The 24,949-nt window shown below is 68.6% G+C and carries 21 protein-coding genes and 1 riboswitch; of the genes, 12 read left to right on the top strand and 9 right to left on the bottom strand.

Translation table 11 applies throughout. The features are described 5' to 3' along the window. Positions 1-48: 48 nt before the first annotated feature. Positions 49-558, top strand: a complete 510-nt coding sequence (locus tag ASF00_RS02575) for a hypothetical protein (protein ID WP_055873686.1) — start codon at positions 49-51, stop codon at positions 556-558. Positions 559-1,183: 625 nt separating this feature from the next. Next, entirely contained in the window at positions 1,184-1,885 is a 702-nt protein-coding gene (locus ASF00_RS02570; protein WP_055873682.1) for a DJ-1/PfpI family protein, read from the top strand. Here the strand turns inward: ASF00_RS02570 and ASF00_RS02565 are convergent. Further along, on the bottom strand, positions 1,882-2,514 hold the full coding sequence (locus ASF00_RS02565) for a DedA family protein (RefSeq protein WP_055873679.1): 633 nt from the start codon (positions 2,512-2,514) through the stop codon (positions 1,882-1,884). The two genes, ASF00_RS02570 and ASF00_RS02565, sit on opposite strands and share 4 nt — an antisense overlap. A gap of 93 nt (positions 2,515-2,607) precedes the next feature. Here ASF00_RS02565 and ASF00_RS02560 point away from each other — a divergent pair, with 93 nt between their 5' ends. After that, positions 2,608-3,405: an aldo/keto reductase gene (locus ASF00_RS02560; protein WP_055873677.1), complete on the top strand. Its 798-nt coding sequence runs from the start codon at positions 2,608-2,610 to the stop codon at positions 3,403-3,405. 138 nt (positions 3,406-3,543) lie between these two features. On the opposite strand, the gene ASF00_RS02555 is transcribed toward ASF00_RS02560, so the two are convergent. The 7 genes from ASF00_RS02555 to ASF00_RS02530 form a co-directional block, all read right to left on the bottom strand. Then, positions 3,544-4,947, bottom strand: a complete 1,404-nt coding sequence (locus ASF00_RS02555) for a UdgX family uracil-DNA binding protein (RefSeq protein WP_055873676.1) — start codon at positions 4,945-4,947, stop codon at positions 3,544-3,546. A 139-nt stretch (positions 4,948-5,086) separates the two neighbouring features. Beyond that, on the bottom strand, positions 5,087-6,337 hold the full coding sequence (locus ASF00_RS02550; RefSeq protein ID WP_055873674.1) for a putative DNA modification/repair radical SAM protein: 1,251 nt from the start codon (positions 6,335-6,337) through the stop codon (positions 5,087-5,089). Positions 6,338-6,557: 220 nt separating this feature from the next. Next, positions 6,558-6,734 carry a hypothetical protein gene (locus tag ASF00_RS18765; RefSeq protein WP_200910200.1) on the bottom strand — a complete coding sequence of 59 codons (177 nt, stop codon included), beginning with the start codon at positions 6,732-6,734 and terminating at the stop codon, positions 6,558-6,560. A 60-nt stretch (positions 6,735-6,794) separates the two neighbouring features. Further along, positions 6,795-10,193, bottom strand: a complete 3,399-nt coding sequence (gene smc, locus ASF00_RS02545) for a chromosome segregation protein SMC (protein WP_055873672.1) — start codon at positions 10,191-10,193, stop codon at positions 6,795-6,797. A 264-nt stretch (positions 10,194-10,457) separates the two neighbouring features. Further along, positions 10,458-11,198, bottom strand: a complete 741-nt coding sequence (locus ASF00_RS02540; RefSeq protein ID WP_055873669.1) for a thioredoxin domain-containing protein — start codon at positions 11,196-11,198, stop codon at positions 10,458-10,460. A 26-nt stretch (positions 11,199-11,224) separates the two neighbouring features. Then, positions 11,225-11,890, bottom strand: a complete 666-nt coding sequence (locus tag ASF00_RS02535; RefSeq protein WP_055873666.1) for a thioredoxin domain-containing protein — start codon at positions 11,888-11,890, stop codon at positions 11,225-11,227. Beyond that, complete coding sequence (locus tag ASF00_RS02530; RefSeq protein ID WP_082463227.1) at positions 11,890-12,468, bottom strand: DUF721 domain-containing protein; 579 nt, start codon at positions 12,466-12,468, stop codon at positions 11,890-11,892. The genes ASF00_RS02535 and ASF00_RS02530 overlap by 1 nt, the downstream gene beginning before the upstream one ends. Positions 12,469-12,494: 26 nt before the next feature. On the opposite strand from ASF00_RS02530, the gene ASF00_RS02525 reads away from it, so the two are divergent. The 9 genes from ASF00_RS02525 to alr all read left to right on the top strand — a co-directional run bounded on the left by ASF00_RS02525 (position 12,495) and on the right by alr (position 23,915). After that, on the top strand, positions 12,495-13,559 hold the full coding sequence (locus tag ASF00_RS02525) for an A/G-specific adenine glycosylase (RefSeq protein ID WP_055873663.1): 1,065 nt from the start codon (positions 12,495-12,497) through the stop codon (positions 13,557-13,559). Further along, a complete protein-coding gene (locus tag ASF00_RS02520) occupies positions 13,556-14,908 on the top strand; it encodes a serine hydrolase domain-containing protein (protein WP_055873661.1) in 1,353 nt (450 codons plus the stop codon). Before ASF00_RS02525 ends, ASF00_RS02520 begins: the two co-directional genes overlap by 4 nt. A gap of 5 nt (positions 14,909-14,913) precedes the next feature. Then, positions 14,914-15,792 (top strand): NAD(+) diphosphatase, encoded by an 879-nt coding sequence (gene nudC, locus ASF00_RS02515; protein ID WP_055875268.1) that lies wholly within the window; start codon positions 14,914-14,916, stop codon positions 15,790-15,792. Positions 15,793-15,915: 123 nt separating this feature from the next. Then, positions 15,916-17,976: a TonB-dependent receptor gene (locus ASF00_RS02510; RefSeq protein ID WP_055873658.1), complete on the top strand. Its 2,061-nt coding sequence runs from the start codon at positions 15,916-15,918 to the stop codon at positions 17,974-17,976. 76 nt (positions 17,977-18,052) lie between these two features. Beyond that, positions 18,053-18,268, top strand: a riboswitch (cobalamin riboswitch). 116 nt (positions 18,269-18,384) lie between these two features. Beyond that, the gene (locus ASF00_RS02505; RefSeq protein WP_055873655.1) at positions 18,385-20,262 is read left to right on the top strand and encodes a TonB-dependent receptor plug domain-containing protein; all 1,878 of its coding nucleotides are present in this window, start codon (positions 18,385-18,387) and stop codon (positions 20,260-20,262) included. Then, on the top strand, positions 20,259-21,062 hold the full coding sequence (locus tag ASF00_RS02500) for an ABC transporter substrate-binding protein (RefSeq protein WP_055873650.1): 804 nt from the start codon (positions 20,259-20,261) through the stop codon (positions 21,060-21,062). Before ASF00_RS02505 ends, ASF00_RS02500 begins: the two co-directional genes overlap by 4 nt. After that, positions 21,059-22,027 (top strand): FecCD family ABC transporter permease, encoded by a 969-nt coding sequence (locus ASF00_RS02495; protein ID WP_055873647.1) that lies wholly within the window; start codon positions 21,059-21,061, stop codon positions 22,025-22,027. The genes ASF00_RS02500 and ASF00_RS02495 overlap by 4 nt, the downstream gene beginning before the upstream one ends. After that, positions 22,018-22,797: an ABC transporter ATP-binding protein gene (locus tag ASF00_RS02490; RefSeq protein WP_055873643.1), complete on the top strand. Its 780-nt coding sequence runs from the start codon at positions 22,018-22,020 to the stop codon at positions 22,795-22,797. Before ASF00_RS02495 ends, ASF00_RS02490 begins: the two co-directional genes overlap by 10 nt. A gap of 92 nt (positions 22,798-22,889) precedes the next feature. Next, on the top strand, positions 22,890-23,915 hold the full coding sequence (gene alr, locus ASF00_RS02485) for an alanine racemase (RefSeq protein WP_055875266.1): 1,026 nt from the start codon (positions 22,890-22,892) through the stop codon (positions 23,913-23,915). Here alr and ASF00_RS02480 read toward each other — a convergent pair whose 3' ends face one another. Continuing rightward, positions 23,916-24,899, bottom strand: a complete 984-nt coding sequence (locus ASF00_RS02480; RefSeq protein WP_055873641.1) for a prolyl hydroxylase family protein — start codon at positions 24,897-24,899, stop codon at positions 23,916-23,918. Between the last annotated feature and the right edge of the window lie 50 nt (positions 24,900-24,949).

Here is a 24,949-nt window from a genome sequence, read left to right as displayed (position 1 = left end):
AGGCCGAGCGACGATAACGGGCCGAACGAACGCGTGGGAGTGATGCGTATGAAAATGCTTTTTGCGGTGGCTCTGCTGGTCGCTGGACCCGCGGTTGCGCAGACCGTGCCGCCGACTTCCAATGGCAATGCGGGACCGACGCTCGCCCAGCCGCCCGCCAAGGCGCCCGCGCTTCCCGGCGCGACCGCCCGGCCCAAGCCAGTCGTCGCACCCCCGCAGGTTTCGCGCAACGCGCCGATCAACGGCGTCCTTACGCTGTTCGGCAACGAACGCTGCCCGACCAACGCGAACGGTGAGGAGATCGTCGTCTGTGTCCGCCGCAGCGCTCAGGAGCAATACCGCGTTCCCAAGGAACTTCGCGAGTTCGTCGTCACGCCCGAAAACGCCAGCTGGGCGACCAAGGCGCAGGGCACGATGGATGCAGGTTCCGGCGTCAATACGATCGGCAGCTGCTCAGCAGTCGGTGCCGGTGGTGCCACCGGCTGCTTCGGCCAGCGGGTGCGGGAATCGCGCCTGGAGAACAAGACCCGTGCGGCGGAAGTTCCCGTCCTGCCGTAACCCGGCGGACGAGAGCGGTCCCGCGATCCCGACGCGGTCCCGCCATACTTCTCCGTCATCCTGGCGAAAGTCAGGATCCAAGGTTCCACAGACGATCGCCTGCGGCTCTGGATCCTGACTTTCGTCAGGATGACGGGTCTGCCCAGGATGCTGGGCTCAACCTTCAGGCCATATCCGCCTCTTCCGCATGCGCCCCACCTTCATCCGTCGCCTCAGCGAAGGCTGGGTATCCCGCGACATGGGTGACGCGAGTCCGCACGATGGCCCACGACCCACATGATCGCCCCGTAGATCCGCGCGGCCTTTCCCGGGACCCAACTACGTCCCGCGCCCGGGCGCGCCACCGTCCTGCGCCCCCCTTTCGCCCCTCTGTCCTACAAGCATAGGGCATGACATGCTGCGCGTATGACGTTGCAAAGCTTCCCAGCCGTAATCCCGGAAGCCGCCCGTCAGCGTGTCTCGACGGTCAGAAAGAATACGACGCCAGCGTCTATACTTTCTATACTTCACTCGCGCGCCGCCCGCATCCAATGCCCGATTGTCGTGACTTATCCATAAGTTAGGTAAATCGACACCCGTACGCCCTCCACCGCTCGCCAACGCTCCTCTCGCTAGGAATACCGGCATGACCAAATCGCTGAGCATCGCCTTCTTGCTGTTTCCGAACGTCACACAGCTCGACCTGACTGGCCCCGCGCAGGTCCTGTCGCGCCTCGGCAACGCCCACCTCGATCTGGTCTGGAAGACGTTGGAGCCGGTGCCGACCGACGCGGGTTTCTCGATCCTGCCGACCGCGACCTTCGCCGACGTACCACGCGCCGATATCCTCTGCGTGCCCGGCGGGTTCGGGATCAACGATGTGATCGCCGACGACGAAGCGATGGCATGGGTCAAGGCGGTCGGGGCGCGGGCAAGCTGGGTGACCAGTGTCTGTACCGGGTCATTGATCCTCGGCGCAGCGGGATTGCTCGACGGCTATCGGGCGGGATGCCATTGGGCGCAACGCGACATGCTGACGCTGTTCGGCGCAATCCCGGTGGCCACGCGGACCGTCGTCGATCGCAACCGGGTAACCGGTGGCGGTGTCACCGCGGGGATCGACTTCGCGCTGACGCTGAGCGCGATGATCCGCGGCGAAGCACATGCGAAGGCTGTTCAGCTCAGCCTCGAATATGATCCCGCGCCGCCCTTCGACAGCGGCTCACCCGAGAAGGCCGATCCTGAAATCGTTGCTGCGGTCAACCGGAGAACAGCACAGCTGGTGCCGACCCGCGACGACGATCTGCGCGCGCTCGCCAAGCGACGCGGTTACGCCCGAGATACTTAAGGGTGACGCTTCAAACCGCGCACACGGTGCCAGATGTAGAAGCCCACCAGCGCGATCAGGACCACGCCGATCAACAGGTCGGCGCTGTGGAACGCCGCCTTCACGCGCGGATCGCTGTCCCATTTGTCGCCGAGCTTCATGCCGACCCAGGCGAGCCCGAAGCACCACGGCCATGACCCGATGAAGGTGTAGACGTGGAACGGCACGAGTCTCATCCGGGCAACGCCGGCGGGAAAGGCGATGAATGACCGGATCACGGGGAGTAGCCGACCGATCAGCACCGCCATCGAGCCCCAGCGTGCGAAGAACCGGTCGGCTGCATCGAGCTCGCCCGGACCGATCAGCAGGTATCGGCCCCAGCGCTCGGCCATCGGGCGGCCACCGCGCTTGCCGACCTCGTACGCAACGATCGAGCCGAGGTTGCAGCCGATCGCGCCCGCAGTGGCGGCGAGATACAGGTCGAACCGCCCTGTCGACACGAGATAGCCGGCGAACGGCATGATGATCTCGGACGGCAGCGGGATGCAGGCGCTCTCGATCGCCATGAGTAGCGCGATGCCGACATAGCCACCCGAGGAGATGACGCCGATCGTGAAGGTGGCCAGCACGGCCAGGATCTTTTCGAACATGGCCCGGTCGATTGCGCGAACCGGGCGGCGAAGGGAAGCCCTAAACCGAATCGGCGCATCGGAACCGGCGTGCGGCTCGTTCGCTGGTGGGGCATGACAAATCTTACACTCAACGACGGTCGCTCCATGCCCCAGCTCGGCATGGGCACGTGGCAGATCCCCGACAGCCAGGCCGCGGCGATCGTCCGCAGCGGGCTCGATATCGGCTTCCGGCTGGTCGACACCGCCGCGATTTATGACAATGAGCGCGGCGTCGGCGACGGTTACAAGGGATCGGATGCGTTCCTCACGACCAAGCTGTGGAACGACCGACAAGGCGATGCCGAGGCGGCAATGGACGAGAGCCTCGCGCTACTGGGCGTCGAGTCGGTCGACCTGTACCTGATGCACTGGCCGGTGCCGAAGCAGGACCTGTTCGTCGACGCGTGGAAAGCGATGATCGCGCTCCGCGATGCCGGCAAGGCGAAATCGATCGGCGTGTCGAACTTCCTCCCCGAGCATATCAACGCGATCGTCGCGGCGACCGGCGTGATGCCCGCGGTCAACCAGATCGAACTTCACCCGCACTTCCAGCAGCGCGAGCAACGCGCGTACCACGAGGCGCACGGCATCGTGACGCAGAGCTGGAGCCCGCTCGGGCAGGGCAAGACGCTGCTACATGATCCAGCGATCGTCCGGGTTGCGGACAAGCATGGCCGGAGCGCGGCACAGGTGATTCTGGCGTGGCATCTGGCGAACGGCTTCTCGGTAATCCCGAAGGCATCGGATGCCGACCATCTCGCGGACAATTTTGCCGCGGTGGACCTGACGCTCGACGAGTGGGACATGGCCGCGATCGAGGCGCTCGACGACCCAGCTGGCCGCTTGGGGCCGGAGCCGAACGCGATGTGATGGGGGCGGCTTGGGTCAGACACCGCCTCTGCCCTCCACTTCGCCCGTCATCCTGACGAACGTCAGGACCCAGGGTCACGAACGACGCCTTACATGGCTCTGGGTCCTGACTTTCGTCAGGATGACGTGGGAGTGGGGTTACAGTTCTCCTAGCCTGCCGCCCACCACCCGCAGATCTTCGACGAACCGCGCATATTCCTCCGCCGCCTGCCCCGGGTCGGGCAAGCGCAGCAGGTAGCTCGGGTGCACGGTGATCCAGGCTTCGCCACCATCCGGCAGTTGCAGCGCCCGCCCGCGTTCCCGCCCGATCGTCATCACCTTGCCGAACAGCGACCGGGCCGCGGTTGCGCCGAGCGCCACCGTCACCTTGGGCTTGATCAGCATCTGCTCCTGCTCGATCCACCAGCGACACGCGTCGATTTCGCCGGCCCCCGGCTTGGCATGGATCCGCCGCTTGCCGCGCTGTTCGAACTTGAAGTGCTTGACCGCGTTGGTGACGTACGCGCGCGAGCGGTCTACGCCCGCCTCGGCCATCGCCTTGTCGAACATCTGGCCAGCGGGGCCGACGAACGGGCGACCGGCGATATCCTCCTGATCGCCCGGCTGTTCGCCAACGAACATCAGCGGCGCGTCGACCGGGCCTTCGCCAAAGACAGTCTGCGATGCGGGCTTGTAAAGCGGGCAGCGCGTGCAACCGGCAGCCTCGTCTCGCAGCGCCTCCCATGCGATCAGGCTGTTGCCGCCGACGGTGTCGCGCGCTCTCGCGATCATGCCGCTTTCCCTCGCCTGCGCCGCTGCCAGCAACCCCGGCACGAGCGCGGTCTCCGGCATGTTCTTCCAGTATTTCTTGGGCATTTCCTTCAGCATCGCGCCGATCTTGACGCGCGCCGGGTTGAACGTGCTCGCGTAATAGGTTTTCCATACCTCCTCGGTCGGATCGCCGTCGGGGGCGTCGGCCTTGCTGGCGCCGGGGCCTTCCGAGAGCGCCTTGCCGTCCCAATGGATCGACACTTCGGGTGTCAGGATCGACCAACACATGCTGGCGAAGCGGTTGACAAAGAACGCGGCATTGGCGCGGACGATGTGGTGATCGGGCTCGAACCAGGCGACGAAGCGCGTTCCGGCCTCCTCCCCACCCCCGTCCTCAACCTCGCGGAAGCGGAGAAAGGCGCGCATCTTGTGGATGTCGCGGCGGACGTCCTTGGCGATCCTGTCGAGCCGGCGGACGAGTGGGTCTGCGCGGTCCTCTATCAGCTTCGGTTCGCGGCGCAGGCGGGCGAGCAGCGTATAGAGCAGCGCGAAGCGTTCGGGGTCGCTGCCGAGGATCGCGCTGCGGGCGAGATCGAGGAAGGCGCGGGGGACGGAGAAGGCGCCGGGGGCTGGGGCGGGGGCTGGTTCGGCGACCGCCGCGAACAGGTCGACGGGTTCGTCGCCGACCTGCCAGACGACGTCGTCTGGTGGGACGTTCTCCGCGACCAGACCACGCGCCGCGTCGCGCCAGCCGTCGAAATCGTCGGGTTCGGTGAGCGTTACAACGCGCATAATCCTCCCCGGCACGGGGAGGGGGACCGCGACGCATAGCGGCGTTGTGGAGGGGGTTCGCCACCAACGTTACGCTCGTGGAAGCCCCCCTCCACCAGCTGCGCTAGTCCCCCTCCCCGTGCCGGGGAGGAATAGGCGGTCACGCGAACATTTCCATCTGCTTGGGTTTTGGCTTTGGCGCGATCAGCGGGCGGAGGTCTGCCGCGTCGGATAGCATCACCGGGCGCCAGTCCTCGGCGATGATGAACGGGCGGAGCTTGGCGATCGACACGGTCAGGCGGGCGACGTCCGCCAGATGGAGGCGGCGCCAGCGGCGGCTGGTGAGGATACCGTTGACCGCTTTTACCCCGAGCCCGGGAACGCGGAGCAGCAGCTCGCGCGGCGCGCGGTTGACGTCGACGGGGAAGGAGCCGCGGAATTTGAGCGCCCAGGCTAGCTTCGGATCGATGTCCAAGGGCAGCATACCGGTCGCGTCGTCGGCGGCCGCCACCACCTCGTGCGGCTGGAATTCGTAGAAGCGCATCAGCCAGTCGGACTGGTAGAGCCGGTGCTCGCGCATTAGCGGCGGGCGTTGCAGCGGCAGGACGGCGCTCGCATCGGGGATCGGGCTGAACGCGGAATAATAGACGCGGCGAAGCCCGAACCGGTCGTAGAGCGTCGACGCTTTCCGCACGATGTCGCCATCGGTCGCGGCGTCGGCGCCGACGATCATCTGCGTCGACTGCCCGGCGGGGGCGTAGCGCGGCGCGGACTTGTACTTGGCCTTGGCATCCTTGCCGTCGGCGATCGAAGCCTTCACCTCCGACATGGCAGTTTCGATGCGGACGCCATCCTTTTCGGGGGCGAGGCGCTTCAGCCCGTTCGCGGTCGGCAACTCGACGTTGATCGAGAGGCGATCGGCGTAGAGCCCGGCCTGGTGGACGAGTTCGGGATCGGCGTCGGGGATCGTCTTGAGGTGGATATAGCCGCGGAAATGATGATCCTCGCGGAGCGACCGCGCGACCTCTACCATCTGCTCCATCGTGTAATTGGACGAGGCGATGATGCCCGAGGAGAGGAACAGCCCCTCGATATAATTGCGCTTGTAGAACGCGATCGTCAGGTCGACGACTTCCTTGGCGGTGAAGCGCGCGCGGCGGACGTTCGAGCTCTTGCGGTTGATGCAGTAATGGCAGTCGAAGATGCAGCTGTTGGTCAGCAGGATCTTGAGTAGCGAGATACAGCGGCCGTCGGGGGCGTAGGCGTGGCAGATGCCCATGCCCTCGGTCGAGCCGAGCCCCTTGCCGTCCTTCGAATTGCGCTTGGCGGTCCCCGACGACGCGCAGGACGCATCGTATTTCGCCGCATCGGCGAGGATCTCGAGCTTTTCACGGGTGTCGAGTTGGGCCATTCGTTCGTCTTACGTTCCGTGGTGGAAGGTGTCGAGTGATGGAGATCAACTTGTCGGCATGGCACTATGTCGCTGAGGCGGCGTGGTTCTCTGTAACAGTGGCAGAGTGAAGTTCACAAAGTTCAGACGCCGGAAGGCGTTTCGCCGCGAGGGGTGGCGCATCGATATGCCGTGAGCAATAGCAGGCTGTCAGGCCGATCGCGTGTAGGACAGCGCTTGTTCAGTCGAACAGATAACGGATCAGATCGACCATCCCGCCCAGGCTGACGGGCAGGATCAGCAGGAGGGCGAGATAGACGAAGATCAGCCGGGTCAGCGCCTTTTCGTGGCGATAGACGGGCTTCTTCGGAGGAAGCTCCTCCTTACGCGGCCAGATGCTGGAGTCGTCCAGAAACATCTCCGTATTATAGCGCAGCGACAGCGAGAATATCGCGCAAAATCACCCGCGAGAGCGCATTTATTCGGCTGCGATCAGCCCGGTCGCAGCCTGGAGGTCGACCGAGACAAGGCGGCTTATACCGCGTTCGATCATCGTCACGCCGAACAGCCGGTGCATGCGGCTCATCGTGACGGCGTTGTGCGTGACGACGAGGTAGCGCGTGTCGGTATCGCGCGCCATCCGGTCGAGCAGGTCGCAGAACCGCTCGATATTCGCATCGTCGAGCGGCGCGTCGACCTCGTCGAGGACGCAGATCGGCGCGGGGTTGGTGAGGAACAGCCCGAAGATCAGCGCGACCGCGGTGAGCGCCTGTTCGCCGCCCGATAGCAGCGTGAGCGATTGCAGGCGCTTGCCGGGCGGCTGCACCATGATCTCGAGCCCGGCCTCGAGCGGATCCTCCGAATCGACCAGTTCGAGATGCGCGCTGCCGCCGTCGAACAGCGTGGTGAAGAGCCGCTGGAAATGGCCGTTCACCGCTTCGAACGCTGCGAGCAGGCGCTGACGGCCTTCGCGGTTGAGCGTGCCGATCGAACCGCGCAGGCGGTTGACCGCCTGGCCGAGTTCGTCGCGCTCGACGGCATTGCCGCGTGACGCGTCTTCGAGCGCGGCGAGTTCGGTTTCGGCGACGAGATTGACTGGGCCGATGCGTTCGCGGTCGGTCGCGAGACGATCGTGCGTCGCGGACTCTTCGGCCGGCGCGCGGACGTCGGCGACCGCGAAGCCGAGGCGTTCGGGGAGGACGGGGGCGGGGCATTGGAAGCGTTCGCCCGAGAGCTTGCCGAGATCAAGCCGGCGCGCTTCGTGGTTTTCGACGCGCGCGATCGCGCCGGCGCGCGCCTCGCGGGCGACGGCGAGCGCTTCGGTGGCGGCACGGTGCGCGTCGTCGGCGGCGCGCGCCCCGGTCTCGGCGGCGTGTTCGGTGGCGCGCAGCGCGTCGGCGGCGGTGCGGGCCTCGTCGTGTTCGGCGTCGAGCGTGGCGATCGAGGCGGCGAGCGCGGCGGGGCGATCCGCGATGGCGGCGCGGTCCGCGTCGAGCGTCGCTTCGCGCGCGTCCATGTTGGCGATGCGTTTGGCGGCCTCGCCCGCGCGCGCGCGCCAGCTGCGGGTATCGGCCTGCGCGGCGGCAAGGCGCTCGCGGTGCGTGGCGAGCGTGCGATCGAGGCCGATCCGGTCGGCGCGGGCCTGCGCGACGGCGGCGCGGCTGCGTTCGGCGTCGTATTGGAGCGTCGCGACAAGGCGGGCGTTGGCGGTGCCATCGGGGACCGCGGCCATCGCCGCCTCGGCGCGGGTGCGCTCGGCGTGCGCGTCGGCGACGTCGTCGGCGATGCGGTGCGCGCGGAGATCGAGATCGGCGCGCTGCGTGGCGAGGCGTTCGAGCGCGGCGGTGGCGCGGTCTTCGTTGCGGACTGCGTAGCGCGCGTCGGTTTCGGCGCGTTGCAGCGTGGCGCGCGCGGTTTGCGACTGGCGGCGGGCGTCGGCGATCTGCTGGTCGATCGCGGCTCGGGTGGTTTCGGCCTGGTCGAGTGCGGCGGCGGCGGCGGGGCGGGCGGCCTGGAGTGCGGTCAGGCGGTTGCGGCGGACGAGGCGTTCGGCGGCGGCCGCGCCGGTGCCGGTCGCGGTAAAGCCGTCCCAGCGGCGCAAGACGCCGTCGCGCGTGACGAGCCGCTGGCCGACCGCGAGCGACTGGCCCGCATCGGTGTCGACGACGAAGACCTGGGCGAGGCGGCGGGCGAGCGCGGGGGGGGCGTCGACATGTGCGGCCAGCGGTTCGGCGTCGGCGGGCGCGGTGGGGTCGTCGGCGCGGGGCGTGGCGCCGGCCCAGGCATCGAGTGCGGTGTCGAGATCGTCGCCGAGCGCGGCGGCGAGTGCGCGCTCATAGCCGGTGGCGGCGGCGACGTGATCGAGCAGTCGGTCGCGGCCGGAGCGCTGTGTGGCCTTGGTGAGCGCGGCGGCTTCGCTGTCGATCGCGGCGAGGTTTGCGCGGGCGGTGGCGCGCGCGGTTTCGGCGGCGTCGCGCGCGGCGGTGGCGGCGGCTTCGTCGGTGTCGGCGCGGGCGATGGCGTGGCGCGCGGCGTCCGCGGCGGCGGCGGCGGCGCGGCGGGTGTCGGCGGCGGCGTCGCGGTCTGCGATCAGCGGCGCGGTGTCGCCCAGCGCGCGGAGGGCGGCGGCGATCTGCGCGGCGTCGCGATCGGCGCGGTCGGCGCGCGATCGGGCGGCGGCGAGCGCGGCGCTGGCGACGCGCACCTCGGCGGCGTCGCGGGCCTGCGTGGCGAGCGCCTGCGCCAGCGCCACCTCGGCATCGCGCGCGGCGCGTTCCGCGTCGGCGAGCACGGTATCGAGATCGGGAATCGCGGCGGTGGCGTCGGCGATCGCGGTGTCGAGCGTCTTGGCCTCGTCGGCGAGGCCAGCGAGCGCGGCGGCGGCGTCGCTGGCGAGCGATCCTTCGCGTGCGCGGTCGTCGGCGATCCGGATGCGCGCGTCGGCGAGGTCGGCGATCCGGCGTTCGACACCGGCTTTCTCGGTCGCGAGCGCGGCGAGGCGGTGGGCGAGATCGCCGACGTGGTCGCGCGCGGCGAGCGCGGCGGCGCGGGCTGTGGCGACCGTTTCGACGGCACCGTGCTGGTCCTTGCCCGTGCTGCGTTCGGCATCGGTGGCGGCGCGGACTTGCGCTTCGGCGGCGGCGGCTTCGGCCTTGGCGGCGTCGGATGCGGTGGCGGCGTCGCGCCAGCGCGCGAAGAGCGTGCGTGCCTCGGCGACGCGGATCTGTGCGGAGATCAGGCGGTAGCGTTCGGCGGCACGCGCCTGGCGTTTAAGCGTGGCGGCGCGCGCGTCCTGGTCGGAGATGATCTCGTCGAGCTTGGCGAGATTGGCTTCGGTGGCGCGAAGTTTGCCCTCGGCGTCCTTGCGGCGGACGTGGAGTCCGGCGATTCCCGCGGCGTCCTCGAGCATCGCGCGGCGGTCGGCAGGCTTGGCGGCGATGACCGCGCCGATCCGGCCCTGGCTGACGAGGGCGGGGGAATGCGCGCCGGTGGCGGCGTCGGCGAAGAGCAGGCCGACGTCCTTCGCGCGGACGTCACGGCCGTCGATCCGGTAGGCGGAGCCGGCGCCGCGCTCGATCCGGCGGACGATCTCGCGTTCGTCGGGGCCGTCTGGACCGGGGACCTCGGCGAGGATCGAGACTTCGGCGAAGTCGCGCGGCGGGCGGGTCGCGGTGCCGGCGAAGATGACGTCGTCCATGCCGGCGCCGCGCAGCGATTTCGCGCTGGCCTCGCCCATCGTCCAGCGGAGCGCTTCGAGGAGGTTGGACTTGCCGCAGCCGTTGGGGCCGACGACGCCGGTCAGGCCGGGTTCGATGCGGAGATCGGCGGGGTCGACGAAGCTTTTGAAGCCGGTGATGCGGAGGCGTTTGATCTGCATTTTTGCGCCTCCCCCTGTGACTGAGTGTTGATCCTAGCCCTGACCTAACCGCAAAATTTGTGTCCCCGCGAAGGCGGGACCCAGACTGGGCTCCCGCCTTCGCGGGAGAACAAGGGAAGGGCTGACACTAGCCCAAATGTCCACCACCCCGGCGGAGGCCGGGGTCCAGTTGGAGAGGTCGCAGTAATGGAGCGCAGCGCCGCTCAGCGGCGTCCCCCAACTGGGCCCCGGCCTTCGCTGGGGGGGAGGAGAGGGAGGGGAGTCTTACGCCCCGGCCGCCTTCAGCGCCTTCTCCATCTGATCCCAGCTCACGACCTGGTCGAGCTTCTTGTCGTTGATCAGGAAGGTCGGCGTGCCCGTCACCGTACCCGCCTGCATCGCGGTTTCGGTGGGCTTGGCCATCGCTTCGAGCTGCCTCTGGTCGGCGAGGCAGGCGCGCGCCTTGGCTTCCGGAATCCCGCGCTGCTTGACGAAATCGATCGCGCCCATCTGTTCGGCGAGCTTGGTGGCGACGACTGTCGGCGGCTGGTTGGCGAGTGCCTGCTGCTGCGCGGGCGTCATCGCCTGGAGCTTGTCGAGGAACGCGATCTGGTTGCCGTACATCTGCTCGAGGATCGGGAAGAACGGCGCGACGCCGCCGCACTGGCCGAGCAGCGTCAGCGCGACGTCGGGCGCGCCGTGGACGAGGAAGTCGCGGAATTCGAAGCTCACCTTGCCGGTCGAGACATATTTCTCGGTCAGCGGCTTGTACGCCTCGCGGCCGAACGCGCCGCAGGTCGGGCACGAGCGCGCGCCATATTCGACGAGCTTGATGGCCGCATTCGGGTTGCCCATCAGATAGCCCTCGGGGGTCTTCACGACCGTCTCGGTCCAGTTCTGGCCGGCGGGTGCGGCGGCGGCGGCGACGGGCGCGGCGGCGGGCGTGTCGACGTTGCCGGTCGAATCATTCTTCGAGCAGGCGGCGAGCGCTAGTGGCAGGACGGCGAGCGTGGTGAGGAACTTCATGCGGGTACTCCAGTGGATCGGATGAATTAGCGGGCGCCGGCCTTGCGGAGCGCGGGTTCGAGCTGGTCCCAGCCGACATGGGGCACGATCTTGCCGTTGAGGTAGAAGGTCGGCGTGGAGTCGATCTCCTTGGGCGCGTCGGCGGTCAGTTTGACGATCCGGTCGATCTCGGGCTGGTTGGCGAAGCAGGCGTTGATGGCCGCGTCGGACAGCCCGCGCGCCTTGACGAGCGCGGTCAGCCCGGAGCCGTCGGCGTTGGCGCGGACCTGCGCGGCGGCCGGGTACATGGCGAGCCGGGCGGCGTTGCCCTGCTGATACTCGATCCCGCGCTCGAGCCATTGCGGCTGCGCGGCGAAGATCGCGGACGAGGTGGCGGAGAAGCCCTTGGGCCCGGTGCAGCGTGCGAGGATCGCCGCCGCCAGATCGAGCCGGTCGCGGATGAAGTGGCGCAGTTCGAGGCTGGTCGAGCCCGATGCGATCATCTGGCGATTGAGCACGGGTTCGGACTTCACCGAGAAGTCGGCGCAGTGCGAACAGGTGTAGCTGGCATATTCGACCAGCTTCACGCGCGCGGCGGGGTTGCCGATCAGATACGCGCCCGAGGGGAGGATGCGCGCGGTTTGCGACCAGTCGCGTTTCGGCGCGGCGCCGGTCAGGAGGAAGAGGGCGAAGACGGCAAGGAGGACGCGCATCAGTTGATCCTGGGAAGGCCGTGCGTCGAGGCGACTCCGGCGGCGAGGGATTCGAGGACGGCGCGCAGTTCCGGATCCGCGATGCCCTTCAGGCTCGCACCGAGATCGACGGGGACCGGGCGGATCGAAGGCGGGGCGCGGCGGGGCGCGGGGGCGGCGACGTCGCCTTGACGGATTGCGACCTTTACGATGGCCGCGTAGCCGAAGAAGCGGTTCACGCGCTCGATGATCTCGGGCGCGATGTGCTGCATCATCGGCGCGTGTGCGCCGCGGACGGTCAGCGTGAGGACGCCGTCCTGTTTCTTGCCGAGCGGGAAGCGGATCGATTCGGGCGTGCTGGCGCCCGCGAGCTTCGCGCCGACGATATCGGGCCAGCGGCTGACGATCGACGACTGGACGAAGCCGAATCGCCGGAACGCCGCGCCGCCGATCGCCGGCAGCAGCTCGGCGACCGCGCGCGAGCGGTTCTCGCGCGGGGCGTCGGGATCGGTCTTGCCTTTTATGCGCCCTTTGGCGGACTTGGTCGTCGCCGGCTTGGGCGTCGGAGCTTTAGGCAGGGAAACGGGCGGCTTGCTCATCCGCAAACCCATGCCATAGGCGACGCGTGAACGCCAAGCGCTCTTCGGTCTCGACGGCCCTTCTCGACTGGTATGACGCGCATCGCCGCGACCTGCCGTGGCGCGCCAAGCCTGGCGAGGCGGTCGATCCGTACCGGGTGTGGCTATCCGAGGTGATGTTGCAGCAGACGACGGTCGCCGCGGTGACGCCGCGCTTCCTCGCCTGGACCGCGCGCTGGCCCGATTTCGCGAGTCTCGCGGCGGCGGACGATGCCGATGTGATGGCGGCGTGGGCGGGGCTCGGTTATTATGCGCGCGCCCGCAATCTGGTGAAGGCGGCGAAGGCGGTGGTCGCGGAGCATGACGGTGTGTTTCCGCGGACCGAGGCTGAGCTACGCGAACTGCCGGGGCTGGGCGCCTATACGGCGGCGGCGGTGGCCGCGATCGCGTTCGGCGAGCGCGCGGTGGTGGTCGATGCGAATGTCGAGCGGGTGGTGGCGCGGCTGTTCGGGATAGAGACGCCTTTGCCGGGCGCTCGGCCGGCGATTCGGGTGGCGGCTGGCTCGATCACGCCCGACGCGCGCGCGGGCGATTTCGCTCAGGCGATGATGGATCTGGGCTCGGGAACGTGCACGACGCGCAGTCCGAAGTGCCTGCTGTGTCCGATCCGCGAACAGTGCGAGGGGTTCAGGCAGGGTGCGCCCGAGCGGTTGCCGGTCAAGGCGAAGAAGGCGGCCAAGCCGCAGCGTTTCGGCACGATCTTCTGGCTGGAACGTGGCGGGCAGGTGCTGCTCGTGCGGCGGCCCGATACGGGGCTGCTCGGCGGGATGCGTGCGTTGCCGACCGGGCCGTGGGGCGATCTTCCGCCGGAACTCGAGGACGCGCCGGCGCAGGCCGACTGGCGGATGCTCGATGCGACGGTTGCGCACGGCTTTACGCATTTCGATCTGCAACTGACGCTTGCGGTGGCGACGGTCGAGGCGCATCACCCTCGCGCTCCAGCCGGAAGCGAATGGTGGCCGATCGACGACCTGGACAGCGCCGGGCTGCCGACCGTGTTCGCCAAAGCCGGCAGAGCGATACGACACTGGGCCATAGGGAGAGCTGCATGAAACTGGTGCACTGGATTTCGACGGGCGGCCTTATCGCGCTGGCCGCCGCGACCGCCTATGCGCAGCAGGCGCAGCCCCGGCCAGCAGCCCTTTCGCAAGCGCGCCCTGCGCCGCGTATGACGATTCCGGTCAAGGCGCTGCTTCCCGCGACGACGACGTTGTTCGACAACTATGTGGCGCGCAACACGATGCCCGGCATCGTCGGCGCGTTCGGGGTCGGCAACGGCCCGACACTGTTCCCATCGGCGGGCCGGATCAGCGACGATGCAGGCGCACCGGCGGTTAGCCCCGATTCGCTGTGGCGCGTCTATTCGATGAGCAAGCCAATCACCGGCATGGCGGCGATGATGCTGATCGAGGACGGCAAGCTCAACCTCGACGATCCGGTCAGCAAATATATCCCGGCGTTCAAGGACATGAAGGTCGCGACTAGCCCCGATACATCGCTCGCCTCGCGCCCCGCGACGCGGCCGATCACGATCCGCAACCTGCTGACGCATACTGCCGGGCTCGGCTATTCGATCGTCACGAAGGGCGCGCTGCTCAAGGAATATGAGCGGCTCGGCATCCTGCCGGCATCGGTCAACGCGGCGATGGAAGAGAAGATGCGGCTGGTCCGGCCGACGTCGCTGGAGGCGTTCGCGAACCGCGTCGCGACGCTGCCGCTGATCGCCGATCCGGGCACCAAGTGGAGCTATTCGATCGGGCTCGACGTGATGGGTCGCGTGATCGAGGTCGCGAGCGGCATGAGCTTCGAGCGGTTCGTGCAGACGCGGCTGTTCGATCCGCTCAAGATGAAGTCGAGCTTCTGGCAGGTGCCGCAGAGCGAGGTTGGGCGCCTCGCCACGAACTACGCGTTCGTCGGCGATACGCGGACGCCGCTCGATCCCGCCGCGACGTCGGTGTTCCTGCAGAAGCCCAGCTTTCCGTATGGCGGCGCCGGCCTGGTGATGTCGGCGCGCGATTACGACCGGTTCCTGCACATGATCCAGGACGGCGGCACGCTCGATGGCGTGCGCGTGATGAAGCTCGAGACGATCGCGCTGGCGACGTCGAACCTGCTGCCGGCGGGCGTGACCTATGGCGGCGTGAGCGGTGGTACCGGGGGAACGAAGGGCAGCAACATGGGCTTTGGTGCGGGCGGATCGGTGGTGCTCGAGACCATGCCGAACGGGCCGGGCAAGGGCACCTACGCCTGGGGCGGCGCGGCGGGGACGGTCGCGTGGGTCGATCCCCTCAAGCGAACGCGCGGCAACGTGATGGTCAATTACTTCCCGGCGGATCGGATTCCGCTGCGGGAGGACGTGGTCGCGGCGCTGCAGCAGGATGCTGCGCGGTTGCGCCGATGAGCGTGATGGCGGCACCTGGATTTACCGGCGGGACGCTCGACCGGTCCGATGCGTTGCGCCATGATCCGGACGCGCTGGCAGCGGCGACGTGCGATTGGCGCGCGCGGCTGCTCGTGCTGGACGGGTTGCAGCCTGGGGTAACCGATGACGGGCATCTCGCCTGGACGTCGATGGCGGACATGCCCGACGATGCCGCGCCGATCCTGCTCGGGCTCGACGAGAGCGGGCGACCGCATTTTGCGGCATTGCTGGCGGGGATGCGGGTCGATACCGCGCCGGCGATGCGATCACCCGCGCTGATGGCGGTGCTGGCGTCGCTCGCACCGGGTGAGGCGGCGACCTACGCGGGCGCGCGCAGCGTCATCGACTGGCACGTCCGGCACGGATTCTGCGCGAAGTGCGGCTCGCCGACCGAGATGATACGCGCCGGATGGGCACGGCAATGTCCGAATTGCGCGACCGAACATTTCCCGCGGGTCGATCCCGTGGTGATCATGATCGCCGAGCATGACGGGCGAGCGTTGCTCGGGCGTGGCAAGGGCTGGCCAGCGGGGCGGTATTCGGCGCTCGCGGGGTTCGTGGAGCCGGCCGAGTCGATCGAGGAAGCGGTCGCGCGCGAGATCCTGGAGGAGTCGGGGGTTCGCGTGGGCAAGGTGCGCTATGTCGCCAGCCAGCCCTGGCCGTTCCCGTCGTCGCTCATGATGGCGTGCGTCGCGGAGGCCGAGGACGACGCGATCACGCTCGACGTGAACGAGCTCGAGGATGCGATGTGGGTGCCGCGGGAAATGGTACGCGCGGTGTTGCGCGGGGAGGAGGGGCCGTTCGTCGCGCCGCCGCCCTATGCGATTGCCTATACGCTGCTCAAGGAATGGGCGGGGGAGTAGGCCACCCTTCGTTATCCCGATGCGTGTGTATTCCGCCGGTTAGGCTCATCCTGTAGCAGGGCTTTTTGCCGCCGACGCTATTCCGGGCCTTCAGATATCGCGAAAAGCTGTCATGCGGGGGCCATGATTCGTCCTTCGCTTTTCGCTATCGCTCTCGCGTCCTCCGGTCCGGCGCTTGCGCAGTCGGTCGTGGCACCTGCCGCCGATGAGTCCACCGAGATCGTCGTGACCGGGCGCGGGCTCGCCGATGCGCCGGGCGATCGTGCCTACGACATCGTCACGATCGATCGCGCCCGGATCCAGGCGAATGCGAGCAACCGGCTGGAGAGCGTGCTCGCCGACGTCGCCGGGTTGCAGCAGTTCCGCCGCTCCGACTCGCGGAGCGCGAACCCGACCAGCCAGGGCATTTCGCTGCGCGGGATCGGTGGCAATGCGTCGAGCCGGGCGCTGCTGATCTTCGACGGCGTGCCGCAGGCGGATCCATTTGGTGGCTGGGTGGCGTTTCCGGCCTATGCGACGGGGCGGCTCGGGCGCATCCGCGTGACGCGTGGCGGCGGGAGCGGGTATCAGGGGCCGGGTGCGCTCGCCGGGACGGTCGAGTTGGACAGCGCGACACCCGATCAACTCACCCCGGTCCAGGGCAGCGTCGCCTATGGCAGTCGCGACTCGGTCGACGGGCAAGCGTCGGCAGCGTTGGTGCGCGGATCGGGGTTCGCGACGCTATCGGGCGCGTACGCGCGTGGTGACGGCTTTACGCCGACCGTCGAGGAGAGCCGCGGGGTCGTCGATCGTGCCGCCCCGTACGAACAGTCGTCGGGCGCGCTGCGGACGGTCGTCGGGATCGATGCGAAGACCGAATTGCAGATGAATGCGAGCGCATTCACCGACCGGCGCGACCGGGGGAGCGACTTCACCGCCAACAGGAGCGAGGGAGCGGATGCCAGCCTTCGCCTGATCGGCCGCGGCGCCTGGGGCTATTCGGCGCTGGCGTATCTGCAGACGCGCGCGTTCGCGAGCAGCTTCAACAGTATCAATGCCGCGCGGACGACCGCGACCCAGTCGTTGAACCAGTATAACACGCCGGCGACAGGGCTCGGCGGGCGGATCGAGATCGCGCCGCCGCTGGGCGAGAACATCACGCTCAGGGTCGGCGCGGATATCCGCGACGTGAGCGGCAAGACGCAGGAGCTCTATACGTTCGTGAACGCCGTACCGTCGCGTCGGCGCGAGGCGGGGGGGGGCACGACGACAACCGGCGCGTTCGCCGATGGGAGCGTCGTCGCGGGTAGCTTTACGTTCAGTCTGGGCGCACGGGTCGACTGGTGGTCGATCGATGGCGGCTATCTGTCGGAACGACCGCTCGCGGGCGGCGCTGCGTTGACCAATCTGCGCTACGCGGATCGCGATGGCAGCGAGACGACCGGCCGGGCGGGCGTGGCGTACCAGCCGGTCGAGGCAATCACGCTGCGCGCAGCGGGCTATCGCGGCTGGCGCCTGCCGACGCTCAACGAACTCTATCGCCCTTTCCGGGTCGGTAACGACGCGACCGCGGCGAACGCCCAATTATCGCCGGAGCGACTGACCGGGGTCGAAGCCGGGGCGACGCTGACCCCGGCCCCCGGCGTGAGCATCGCCGCAACCTATTTCCATAACCGGCTGAAGGATGCCGTGGCGAACGTCACGACGACCAATCCGCCACAGATCCTGCCGGGGGTGACGACCTATCGCGTCCGCCAGAATCTCGACGCGATCCGTGCGCACGGCTTCGAACTGGATGCGGCGTATCGCCCTGGGCGACTGGGCGTGCAGGCGTCGTGGTCGCACACCAATTCGACGGTCGAGGGTTCGGGGATCACCGCCGCCTTGGACGGCTTGCGACCCGCGCAGACGCCACGCGACCAGGTGTCGGGAACGGTCGACTGGCGACACGATGCGGCGGCGGTGTCGCTGACGGTGCGGCATATCGGCCAGCAGTTCGACGACGACCAGAATACGCGCGTGCTCGATCCGGCGACGACGCTCGATGCCTATGCGGCGCTGCCGATCCTGCGCTCGCTGACAGCCGAGTTCCGGGCCGAGAATTTCCTCAACGAGCGGGTCGAGGCGGGGATAAGCGGCGCAAACATCGTCGAGCGCGCGACGCCGCGAACGATCTGGGTCGGTCTGCGTTACGGTTTGCGCTGAGCGCGTCATAGTCTCGTCGTCGCGGGACAGGATTGCGGCGGTATCGGCTGCGTTGACCCGTGCAGAGCGCGCGACTAATGCCATTCGCGTGAAGGGTTCCCGGCGACGGGATCAAAAGGGAAGCCGGTGCGCAGGCCGGGTCGGTGCGACCCCATCCGCAAGACCGGCGCTGTACCCGCAACTGTGACCGGATAGCGGCCACCCCGAAGATGCCACTGGGTTTCAGCCTGGGAAGGCGGGGTGGGTGCGGCGACCCGGAAGCCAGGAGACCTGCCTCTCACGGTCGATCCACTGCGCGGGCGGGTGTCCGGCGCGGACGAGTGCTCCGGTCCAGCCGGGTTCCCTCGAGCGAGAGACGTCTGGCCGCCCCGCGAATGGTCGCAGGCGGTTCTGGTTAGGACGTGCCTGATGACGAAGTTCTTCCTCCTCCTGGGCGCCGCGACGATCGCGGCACCGGCAAACGCCCAGACGATTCCCGATAGCGATGCCTCGGACATCGTCGTCACCGCGAGCCGCGCCGCGCAACCGCTGAGCGAAATCGGCCAAGCCGTCACGGTGATCGACCGCGCCGAGATCGAGCGCCGGCAGACCACCGTGGTATCCGATCTGCTCGCGACCACGCCTGGCGTCACCGTCACGCGCAACGGCACGGTCGGCGCGCTGACCGGCGTCCGCATCCGCGGCGCCGAGGCGGACCAGACTCTGGTCGTAATCGACGGCGTCCGCGTCAACGATCCGTCGTCGACCGGCGGCGGCTTCAACTTCGGCAATCTCCTGTCGAGCTCGGTCGAGCGGATCGAGGTGTTGCGCGGACCGAACTCGGTGCCATGGGGCAGCCAGGCGATCGGCGGTGTCGTCAATATCATCACCGCCGCGCCGACCGAGGGTTTGCAGGCGCGCGCCAACGCCGAATATGGCTATGCGGACAGTGTGTTCGCGAGCGCGGGCGTGTCGGGCGCGAAGGGCCCGGTATCGGGCTCGCTGACCGGCGGCTACCTGCGCAGCGACGGCATCTCGTCCGCGGCAAGCGGCACCGAGCGCGATGGATATCGCCAGTACGGTGCGACGGGGCGGCTGGGCGTCGAGTTCGCGCCGGGCATCGGCCTCGACCTGCGCGGCTATTTCGCGGACAGCCGCGTCGACATCGACGACGGGTTCGACCCGAATACGTTCGTGGTCGCGGACAGTGCCGCCTATGGCACCACGCAGGAACTCTATGGCTATGCCGGCCTGCACGCGAACTTCGCCGATGGCCGGTTCAACAACCGCGTCGCGTTCACGATCGCCGACATCAACCGCGACAATTTCTCGCAGCCGGGCGGCGACGTGTCGTTCCTCGGTCGCGGCCGCAGCGAGCGTTACGAATATCAGGGCGACTTCCGTCCGCTCGACCAGGTCCGCGTCGTCGCGGGTGTCGAGCGCGAGAACAGCCGCTACAATGACGGCTTCAGCTATGCCGATACCGGCATCACCAGCGTGTACGGCCAGCTGATCGTCAAGCCGATCGATATCCTCACGCTGACCGGCGGCGTCCGTAACGACGACCACGAGGATTTCGGCAATCACACGACGTTCGGCGCGAATGCGGCGCTGGCGCTGCGCACGGGGACGACGGTGCGTGCGAGCTATGGCGAGGGCTTCAAGGCGCCGACCTTGTACCAGCTCTTCTCCGAATACGGGAATGGCGACCTCGATCCGGAGACGGCACGCAACTTCGACGTCGGCGTCGAGCAGGCGTTTCTCGGCAATCGCGCACGCGTCGGGGTGACCTATTTCAACCGCCGTACGCGCAACCAGATCGATTTCCGCGATTGCATCGCGGTCGAGTGCGTTGACCGGCCGTTCGGCGTATACGACAACGTTGCCCGCGCCGAGGCGGACGGCGTCGAATTTACGCTCGCGGTGCGCCCGGTCGATGCGCTGACGCTGACCGCGAACTATAGCTATATCGACACCGAGAACCGTTCGATCGGCGACGATTTCGGCAAGGATCTCGCGCGCCGTCCCAAGCAGACCGCGAGCGTCGACGCGGACTATCGGTTCGCGTTCGGCCTGTCCGTCGGCGGTACCGTGACGATGGTCGGCGACAGCTTCGACGACGCCGCCAACGCGACGCGCCTCGACGGTTATGCGCTCGCCAGCGTTCGCGCGGAGCTGCCGATCAACGACCAGATCGCGCTCTACGGCCGCGTCGATAACCTCACCGACTCGCGGTATCAGACGATCGCGGGCTACGGGAATTACGGCCGGGCGGCGTATGGCGGCGTGCGGTTGCGGCTGAAGTGAGGCGCGGGGCGATCCTCCTCGCGCTCCTGCTCGGGGGCTGCGCGCGGTCCCCCGGCGCGGGCGGCGGCGGCGGGATCGTCTCGACCAATCCCTGCGTGGATTCGGTGCTGGTGCGGATCCTGCCCGCGTCGCGGATCGCCGCGATCAGCCAATATTCGCAGGACGCGTCGGCGACCTCGATCCCGCTCGCCGTGGCGCGCCGGTTCCGGACGACCGCCGGGACCGCCGAGGAGGTGATCGCGCTGCATCCCGATCTCGTCATCGCCAGCACCTACACCCCGCCCGCGACGCAGGCGGCTTACGCGCGGGCTGGTTTGAAGACATTGCTGGTCGGCATCCCCGATTCGATCGCGGAGAGCCAGGCGCAGGTCACGCAGATCGCCGATGCCGTCGGGGCGCCCGCGGGAGGCGCGCGGATCAACGCCGCTATCGATCGCGCATTGACCCGCTGGAGCCGCAAGGATGGTCCGTCGCCGAGCGCGCTGCTGTATATCAGCGGCGATCTCGCGACCGGGGGGAGCACGTTGCTGAACGAGATGATGACGCGCGTCGGCCTCCGCAACGCCGCGGCGCGCTATGGCCTGACGCAGACCGGCACGCTCTCGGCAGAGACGATCGTGACCCGACCGCCCGCGATCGTGATCGCGCCCGAGCGAACCAGCCGCGGCACCGCGCTGCGCCAGCGCCTGTTGGCGACCACGCCGCACGCCGTCTTCCCACGCGTCCTGATCAATTGCGGCGGCCCGACTATCCCGCCCGCACTCGAACGCCTTGCCGCGATCCGGGCGACGGTCGCGTGAGCCGAGCACGCAAGCTCGCCGCGCTGACGCTGTTGCTGGTCGTCCTGTTCGGCCTGTCGCTGGGCTGTGGCAAGGTTTGGGTGCCGCTCGACGCTTGGTTCTCGCGCGACCCGCGCTGGTGGATCATCCTCGAGCTGCGCTTGCCGCGCGCGGTGCTCGGCCTCGCGCTCGGCGCGACGCTCGGGCTGTCGGGCGCGGTGCTGCAAGGCTATCTCCGCAATCCGCTCGCCGACCCGGCGGTCGTCGGCGTGTCGTCGGTCGCAGCGCTCGGCGCGGTTGCGGCGATCGTGTTCGGCCTTGGTTCGGGACCCGCGATCTTCGTGGCGGCGATGATCGGCGCGGGCGGCGCGGTCGCGCTGCTCGCGGCGCTGACATGGCGCTCGCCGAGCGCGATCACCTTCATCCTCGCGGGCACCGTGCTCGCCAGCCTTGCGGGCGCGCTCACCGCATTCCTGATCTCGATCGCGCCGAATCCCTATGCGGTTGCCGAGGTGGTCGACTGGATCATGGGTGCGCTGACCGATCGCGGCTGGGACGACCTGAAGCTGGCACTACCGCCGATGCTGCTCGGCGCGGTCCTGTTGCTAAGCACGGGCCGCGCGCTCGATGCGCTGTCGCTGGGCGAGGCCGCGGCGCGATCGCTCGGCATACGGATGGGCCGCGTGCGGTGGCTGGTCGTGCTCGGTACCGGCCTCGTCGTCGGCGCGGGCGTCGCGGTGACCGGCGTGATCGGCTTCGTCGGCCTCGTCGTCCCGCATCTGCTGCGACCGATCTTCGGCCACCGCCCGAGCGCCTTGCTGCTGCCCTCCGCGCTCGGGGGCGCGGCGCTGGTGCTTGCCGCGGACAGCCTTGTCCGGCTCGCACCCGGCGCGGGCGAAGTGCGGCTCGGCGTCGCGATGGCGATGATCGGCGCGCCGTTCTTCCTGGGCCTGCTCGTCAGGGAACGGGGCCGCGCATGGATCTGATCGTCGACGCGCTACACGTGAGGCTCGGCAAGCGCACCGTGCTCCAAGACGTGTCGGCGCATCTCCGCCCCGGCCGCGTCACCGCAATTCTCGGCCCCAACGGCGCGGGCAAGAGCACGCTGGTCAAAGCCGCCGCCGCGCTCATCGGTCTGAGCGCGGGCAGCGTCCGGCTCGACACGCAGGACGTCGCGACGATGGACCCGCGTGCGCGCGCGCGTGCGATCGGCTACCTCCCGCAGGACGCGACGGTGCACTGGAACATCGTTGCGCGCGACGTCGTCGCGCTCGGTCGCCTGCCGCATCTCGGGGCGCACGCTGCCCCGTCACCGCAGGACCGCGCCGCCGTTGATCGCGCAATGCACGACACCGAAACCACGCGCCTTGCCGATCGCCCGATCGGCGAACTCTCCGGGGGCGAACGCGCGCGCGTCCTGCTCGCGCGCGTGCTGGCGGGCGAACCACGCTGGCTGCTCGCCGACGAACCGCTCGCCAGCCTCGACCCCTCGCACCAGATCGACCTGCTCGCGCGGCTGCGCACCTACGCGGCGGGCGGGGCAGGTGTGGTGATCGTCCTCCATGACCTCATCCAGGCGCAGCGCGCAGCGGACGATACGCTGCTGATCGCCGACGGTCGCGTGGTCGCGTTCGGTCCGGTCGCGGACGTGATGACCGCGGACACGCTCGCGCACGTGTTCGGCGTCCGCGTCGCGCCGCTCGACGATGGAGACCGCCGCCTGCTGGTCCCGGTCGGGCGTGTCGAGCGCGAGTAGGCCGGGCGACGCGGCGGCCGGGCCGTGGCAGGCCAAATGAAAGATCATCGACGCGCCGCGCCCGGGGCACTATCCCGCCCCGGGTGATCGACATTCCCGCACCCCTACGCCTGCGCCTCGACGGCGACGCCCTCGTCCAGAACTGGCGGACGCTCGACCGCCTGAGCGGCACCGCGGCATGCGGCGCGGCGGTCAAGGCCAATGGCTATGGCCTTGGCGCGACCGAGGTCGCCCGCCGCCTGGCCGACGCCGGCTGCCGCGACTTCTTCGTCTCGAACTGGCAGGAAGCCGCCGATCTCGCGCCGCTGGGACTGACCGTCTCCGTCCTGCACGGCGTCCGCGACGACGATATGCCCGCCGCCGGCGCGGGGTTTGCCCGTCCGGTCCTCAACACCGCCACGCAGGTCGCGCGCTGGAAAGCCGCGGGCGGCGGCGCGTGCGACGTCATGGTCGACACCGGGATGAACCGCCTCGGCGTGTCGGCGGACGATATCGCCGGCGGCCTGCTGCAAGGCCTCGAGATCGAAACGCTGATGAGCCACTTGGCGTGCGCGGACGAAAACGTGCCGATGAACGCGGTCCAGCGCGACCGGTTCGCCGCGCTGGCGGGCGCGACATCGGCGCGGCGGCTCAGCCTCGCCAATTCGGCCGGTATCGCGCTCAACGGCTATGCGTTTGACCTGACCCGCCCCGGCCTGGCGCTGTATGGCGGTGTCCCTCGCCCGGACCTGACCGACGCAGTCCGACCCGTGGTCACGATCAAGGCCCAGATCCTCCAGCGCCGCCGCGTCCGCGCCGGTGAGACGGTCGGCTACAACGCGACCTGGACCGCGCCTGCGGACACCGACGTCGCGATCGTCAACCTCGGCTATGCAGATGGCTATTTCCGCGGCTTTTCCGGTGTCGGCACCGCCCGCGCCGCGGACATCCCGCTCGGGGTGTTGGGTCGCGTGTCGATGGATCTCGTCGCGGTCGCGCTGACCGGCGCGACGGGGGTCGTCGAGGGCGACTGGATCGCATTCGACTTCATCCTGCCGGACGCCGCGGCAGTATCGGGCATGAGCCAATATGAGTTGCTGACCGCGCTCGGCGCGCGTTTCGCGCGCGTATGGGCATGATCACGCGGCGTTTTCGGGCCCGGTCCAGACGCTGAACGGGCGCGCGCGTATCCAGCGCGTCGCGAGCCATTTGACGCCGCTGGTAACGGGTTCGCCGGCGTGTTGCGTCGTTCGATCGACAGCGCCGTCGGGGCGTACATTGTCGAAGATCACCGCATCGCCGGTGCGGGGCATGACGCGGAGCGCGTTGTTCAGGAAAAACGTCGCGCCGCCCGAAAACCCATCGTTCAGATAGACCAGAACGGTGCGAATCCGCTGGTTGCCCGTCGCCGGCAGCGCATCGACATGCGGCCGAAATTGCTGGCCGGGGCGATATCGCAGGACGGACAGCGCCTCGCCCTGACGCCAGTCGGTTCCGGTAACGGCTGCCAGCCGGCGGTTCAGCGCCTGGACGACCAACGTTTCCCGCGTCGGGCCGATGACCGCACCATCCGACGTGCGCACCGGATTGGGGACGTTACGTCCGGTTTGCGGATCAGCCACCATCGCGGGTTGCAGCATATCGGCCGCGCAGTGCGCGATATGCAGGCACTCGTCCTGCGTGAACAGCCGGGCGATATGCCGGACGTCGGGGGTCTTGCCGATCGTTTCCGCCTGCGCAGGATCGACCGGGGCGCCGTCGTCGGTGAGTGTCATCTTGTCGAGCAACGCCCGATGCGCCGCGGCGATCGCATCGGTTTCGGCTGCCGTATCGAGCAAGGCGCGTGCGCCGGCCCAGTCCGCCGTCGCCCCACTGCCGTTCGCGACAAGCGCGATCTCGACGAGCGCTGCGTCGGGATTGCCAAGCGATGCCGCCTGCCGGAGGAGCGCGCGCGCTGCCGGCAGGTCTCGCCGCACCGGGGAGCCTGCAAGCGTCCACATCGCAAGCTTGAACACGGCATCGACGCTGCCTGCTTGCGCATGCTGCTCGATCACCGAGACCGCGTCGCCAACACGGCCTCTGGCGAGCAGGTCATCAGCGTGTGCAACCGGATCGTGGATCATTCGTCACCCATAAAAAAAGGGGCCGGTGGAAACCCACCGACCCCGCAGTA

The sequence above is a fragment of the Sphingomonas sp. Leaf34 genome (assembly GCF_001421805.1).
In the GTDB taxonomy this organism is placed as follows: domain Bacteria; phylum Pseudomonadota; class Alphaproteobacteria; order Sphingomonadales; family Sphingomonadaceae; genus Sphingomonas.
This window is presented reverse-complemented; position numbering and strand designations above follow the sequence as displayed.

Excerpts from the sequence above, each read along its gene's own strand:
- ASF00_RS02540 (WP_055873669.1), bottom strand. The coding sequence starts at position 11,198 with ATGAAGTTCCTCACCACGCTCGCCGTCCTGCCACTAGCGCTCGCCGCC.
- ASF00_RS02575 (WP_055873686.1), top strand. The coding sequence starts at position 49 with ATGAAAATGCTTTTTGCGGTGGCTCTGCTGGTCGCTGGACCCGCGGTT.
- ASF00_RS02535 (WP_055873666.1), bottom strand. The coding sequence starts at position 11,890 with ATGCGCGTCCTCCTTGCCGTCTTCGCCCTCTTCCTCCTGACCGGCGCC.
- nudC (WP_055875268.1), top strand. The coding sequence starts at position 14,914 with ATGGCGGCACCTGGATTTACCGGCGGGACGCTCGACCGGTCCGATGCG.
- ASF00_RS02565 (WP_055873679.1), bottom strand. The coding sequence starts at position 2,514 with ATGTTCGAAAAGATCCTGGCCGTGCTGGCCACCTTCACGATCGGCGTC.
- ASF00_RS02520 (WP_055873661.1), top strand. The coding sequence starts at position 13,556 with ATGAAACTGGTGCACTGGATTTCGACGGGCGGCCTTATCGCGCTGGCC.
- smc (WP_055873672.1), bottom strand. The coding sequence starts at position 10,193 with ATGCAGATCAAACGCCTCCGCATCACCGGCTTCAAAAGCTTCGTCGAC.
- ASF00_RS02505 (WP_055873655.1), top strand. The coding sequence starts at position 18,385 with ATGACGAAGTTCTTCCTCCTCCTGGGCGCCGCGACGATCGCGGCACCG.
- ASF00_RS02510 (WP_055873658.1), top strand. The coding sequence starts at position 15,916 with ATGATTCGTCCTTCGCTTTTCGCTATCGCTCTCGCGTCCTCCGGTCCG.
- ASF00_RS02480 (WP_055873641.1), bottom strand. The coding sequence starts at position 24,899 with ATGATCCACGATCCGGTTGCACACGCTGATGACCTGCTCGCCAGAGGC.
- ASF00_RS02560 (WP_055873677.1), top strand. The coding sequence starts at position 2,608 with ATGACAAATCTTACACTCAACGACGGTCGCTCCATGCCCCAGCTCGGC.
- ASF00_RS02490 (WP_055873643.1), top strand. The coding sequence starts at position 22,018 with ATGGATCTGATCGTCGACGCGCTACACGTGAGGCTCGGCAAGCGCACC.
- ASF00_RS02550 (WP_055873674.1), bottom strand. The coding sequence starts at position 6,337 with ATGGCCCAACTCGACACCCGTGAAAAGCTCGAGATCCTCGCCGATGCG.
- ASF00_RS02530 (WP_082463227.1), bottom strand. The coding sequence starts at position 12,468 with ATGAGCAAGCCGCCCGTTTCCCTGCCTAAAGCTCCGACGCCCAAGCCG.
- ASF00_RS18765 (WP_200910200.1), bottom strand. The coding sequence starts at position 6,734 with ATGTTTCTGGACGACTCCAGCATCTGGCCGCGTAAGGAGGAGCTTCCT.
- ASF00_RS02570 (WP_055873682.1), top strand. The coding sequence starts at position 1,184 with ATGACCAAATCGCTGAGCATCGCCTTCTTGCTGTTTCCGAACGTCACA.
- ASF00_RS02555 (WP_055873676.1), bottom strand. The coding sequence starts at position 4,947 with ATGCGCGTTGTAACGCTCACCGAACCCGACGATTTCGACGGCTGGCGC.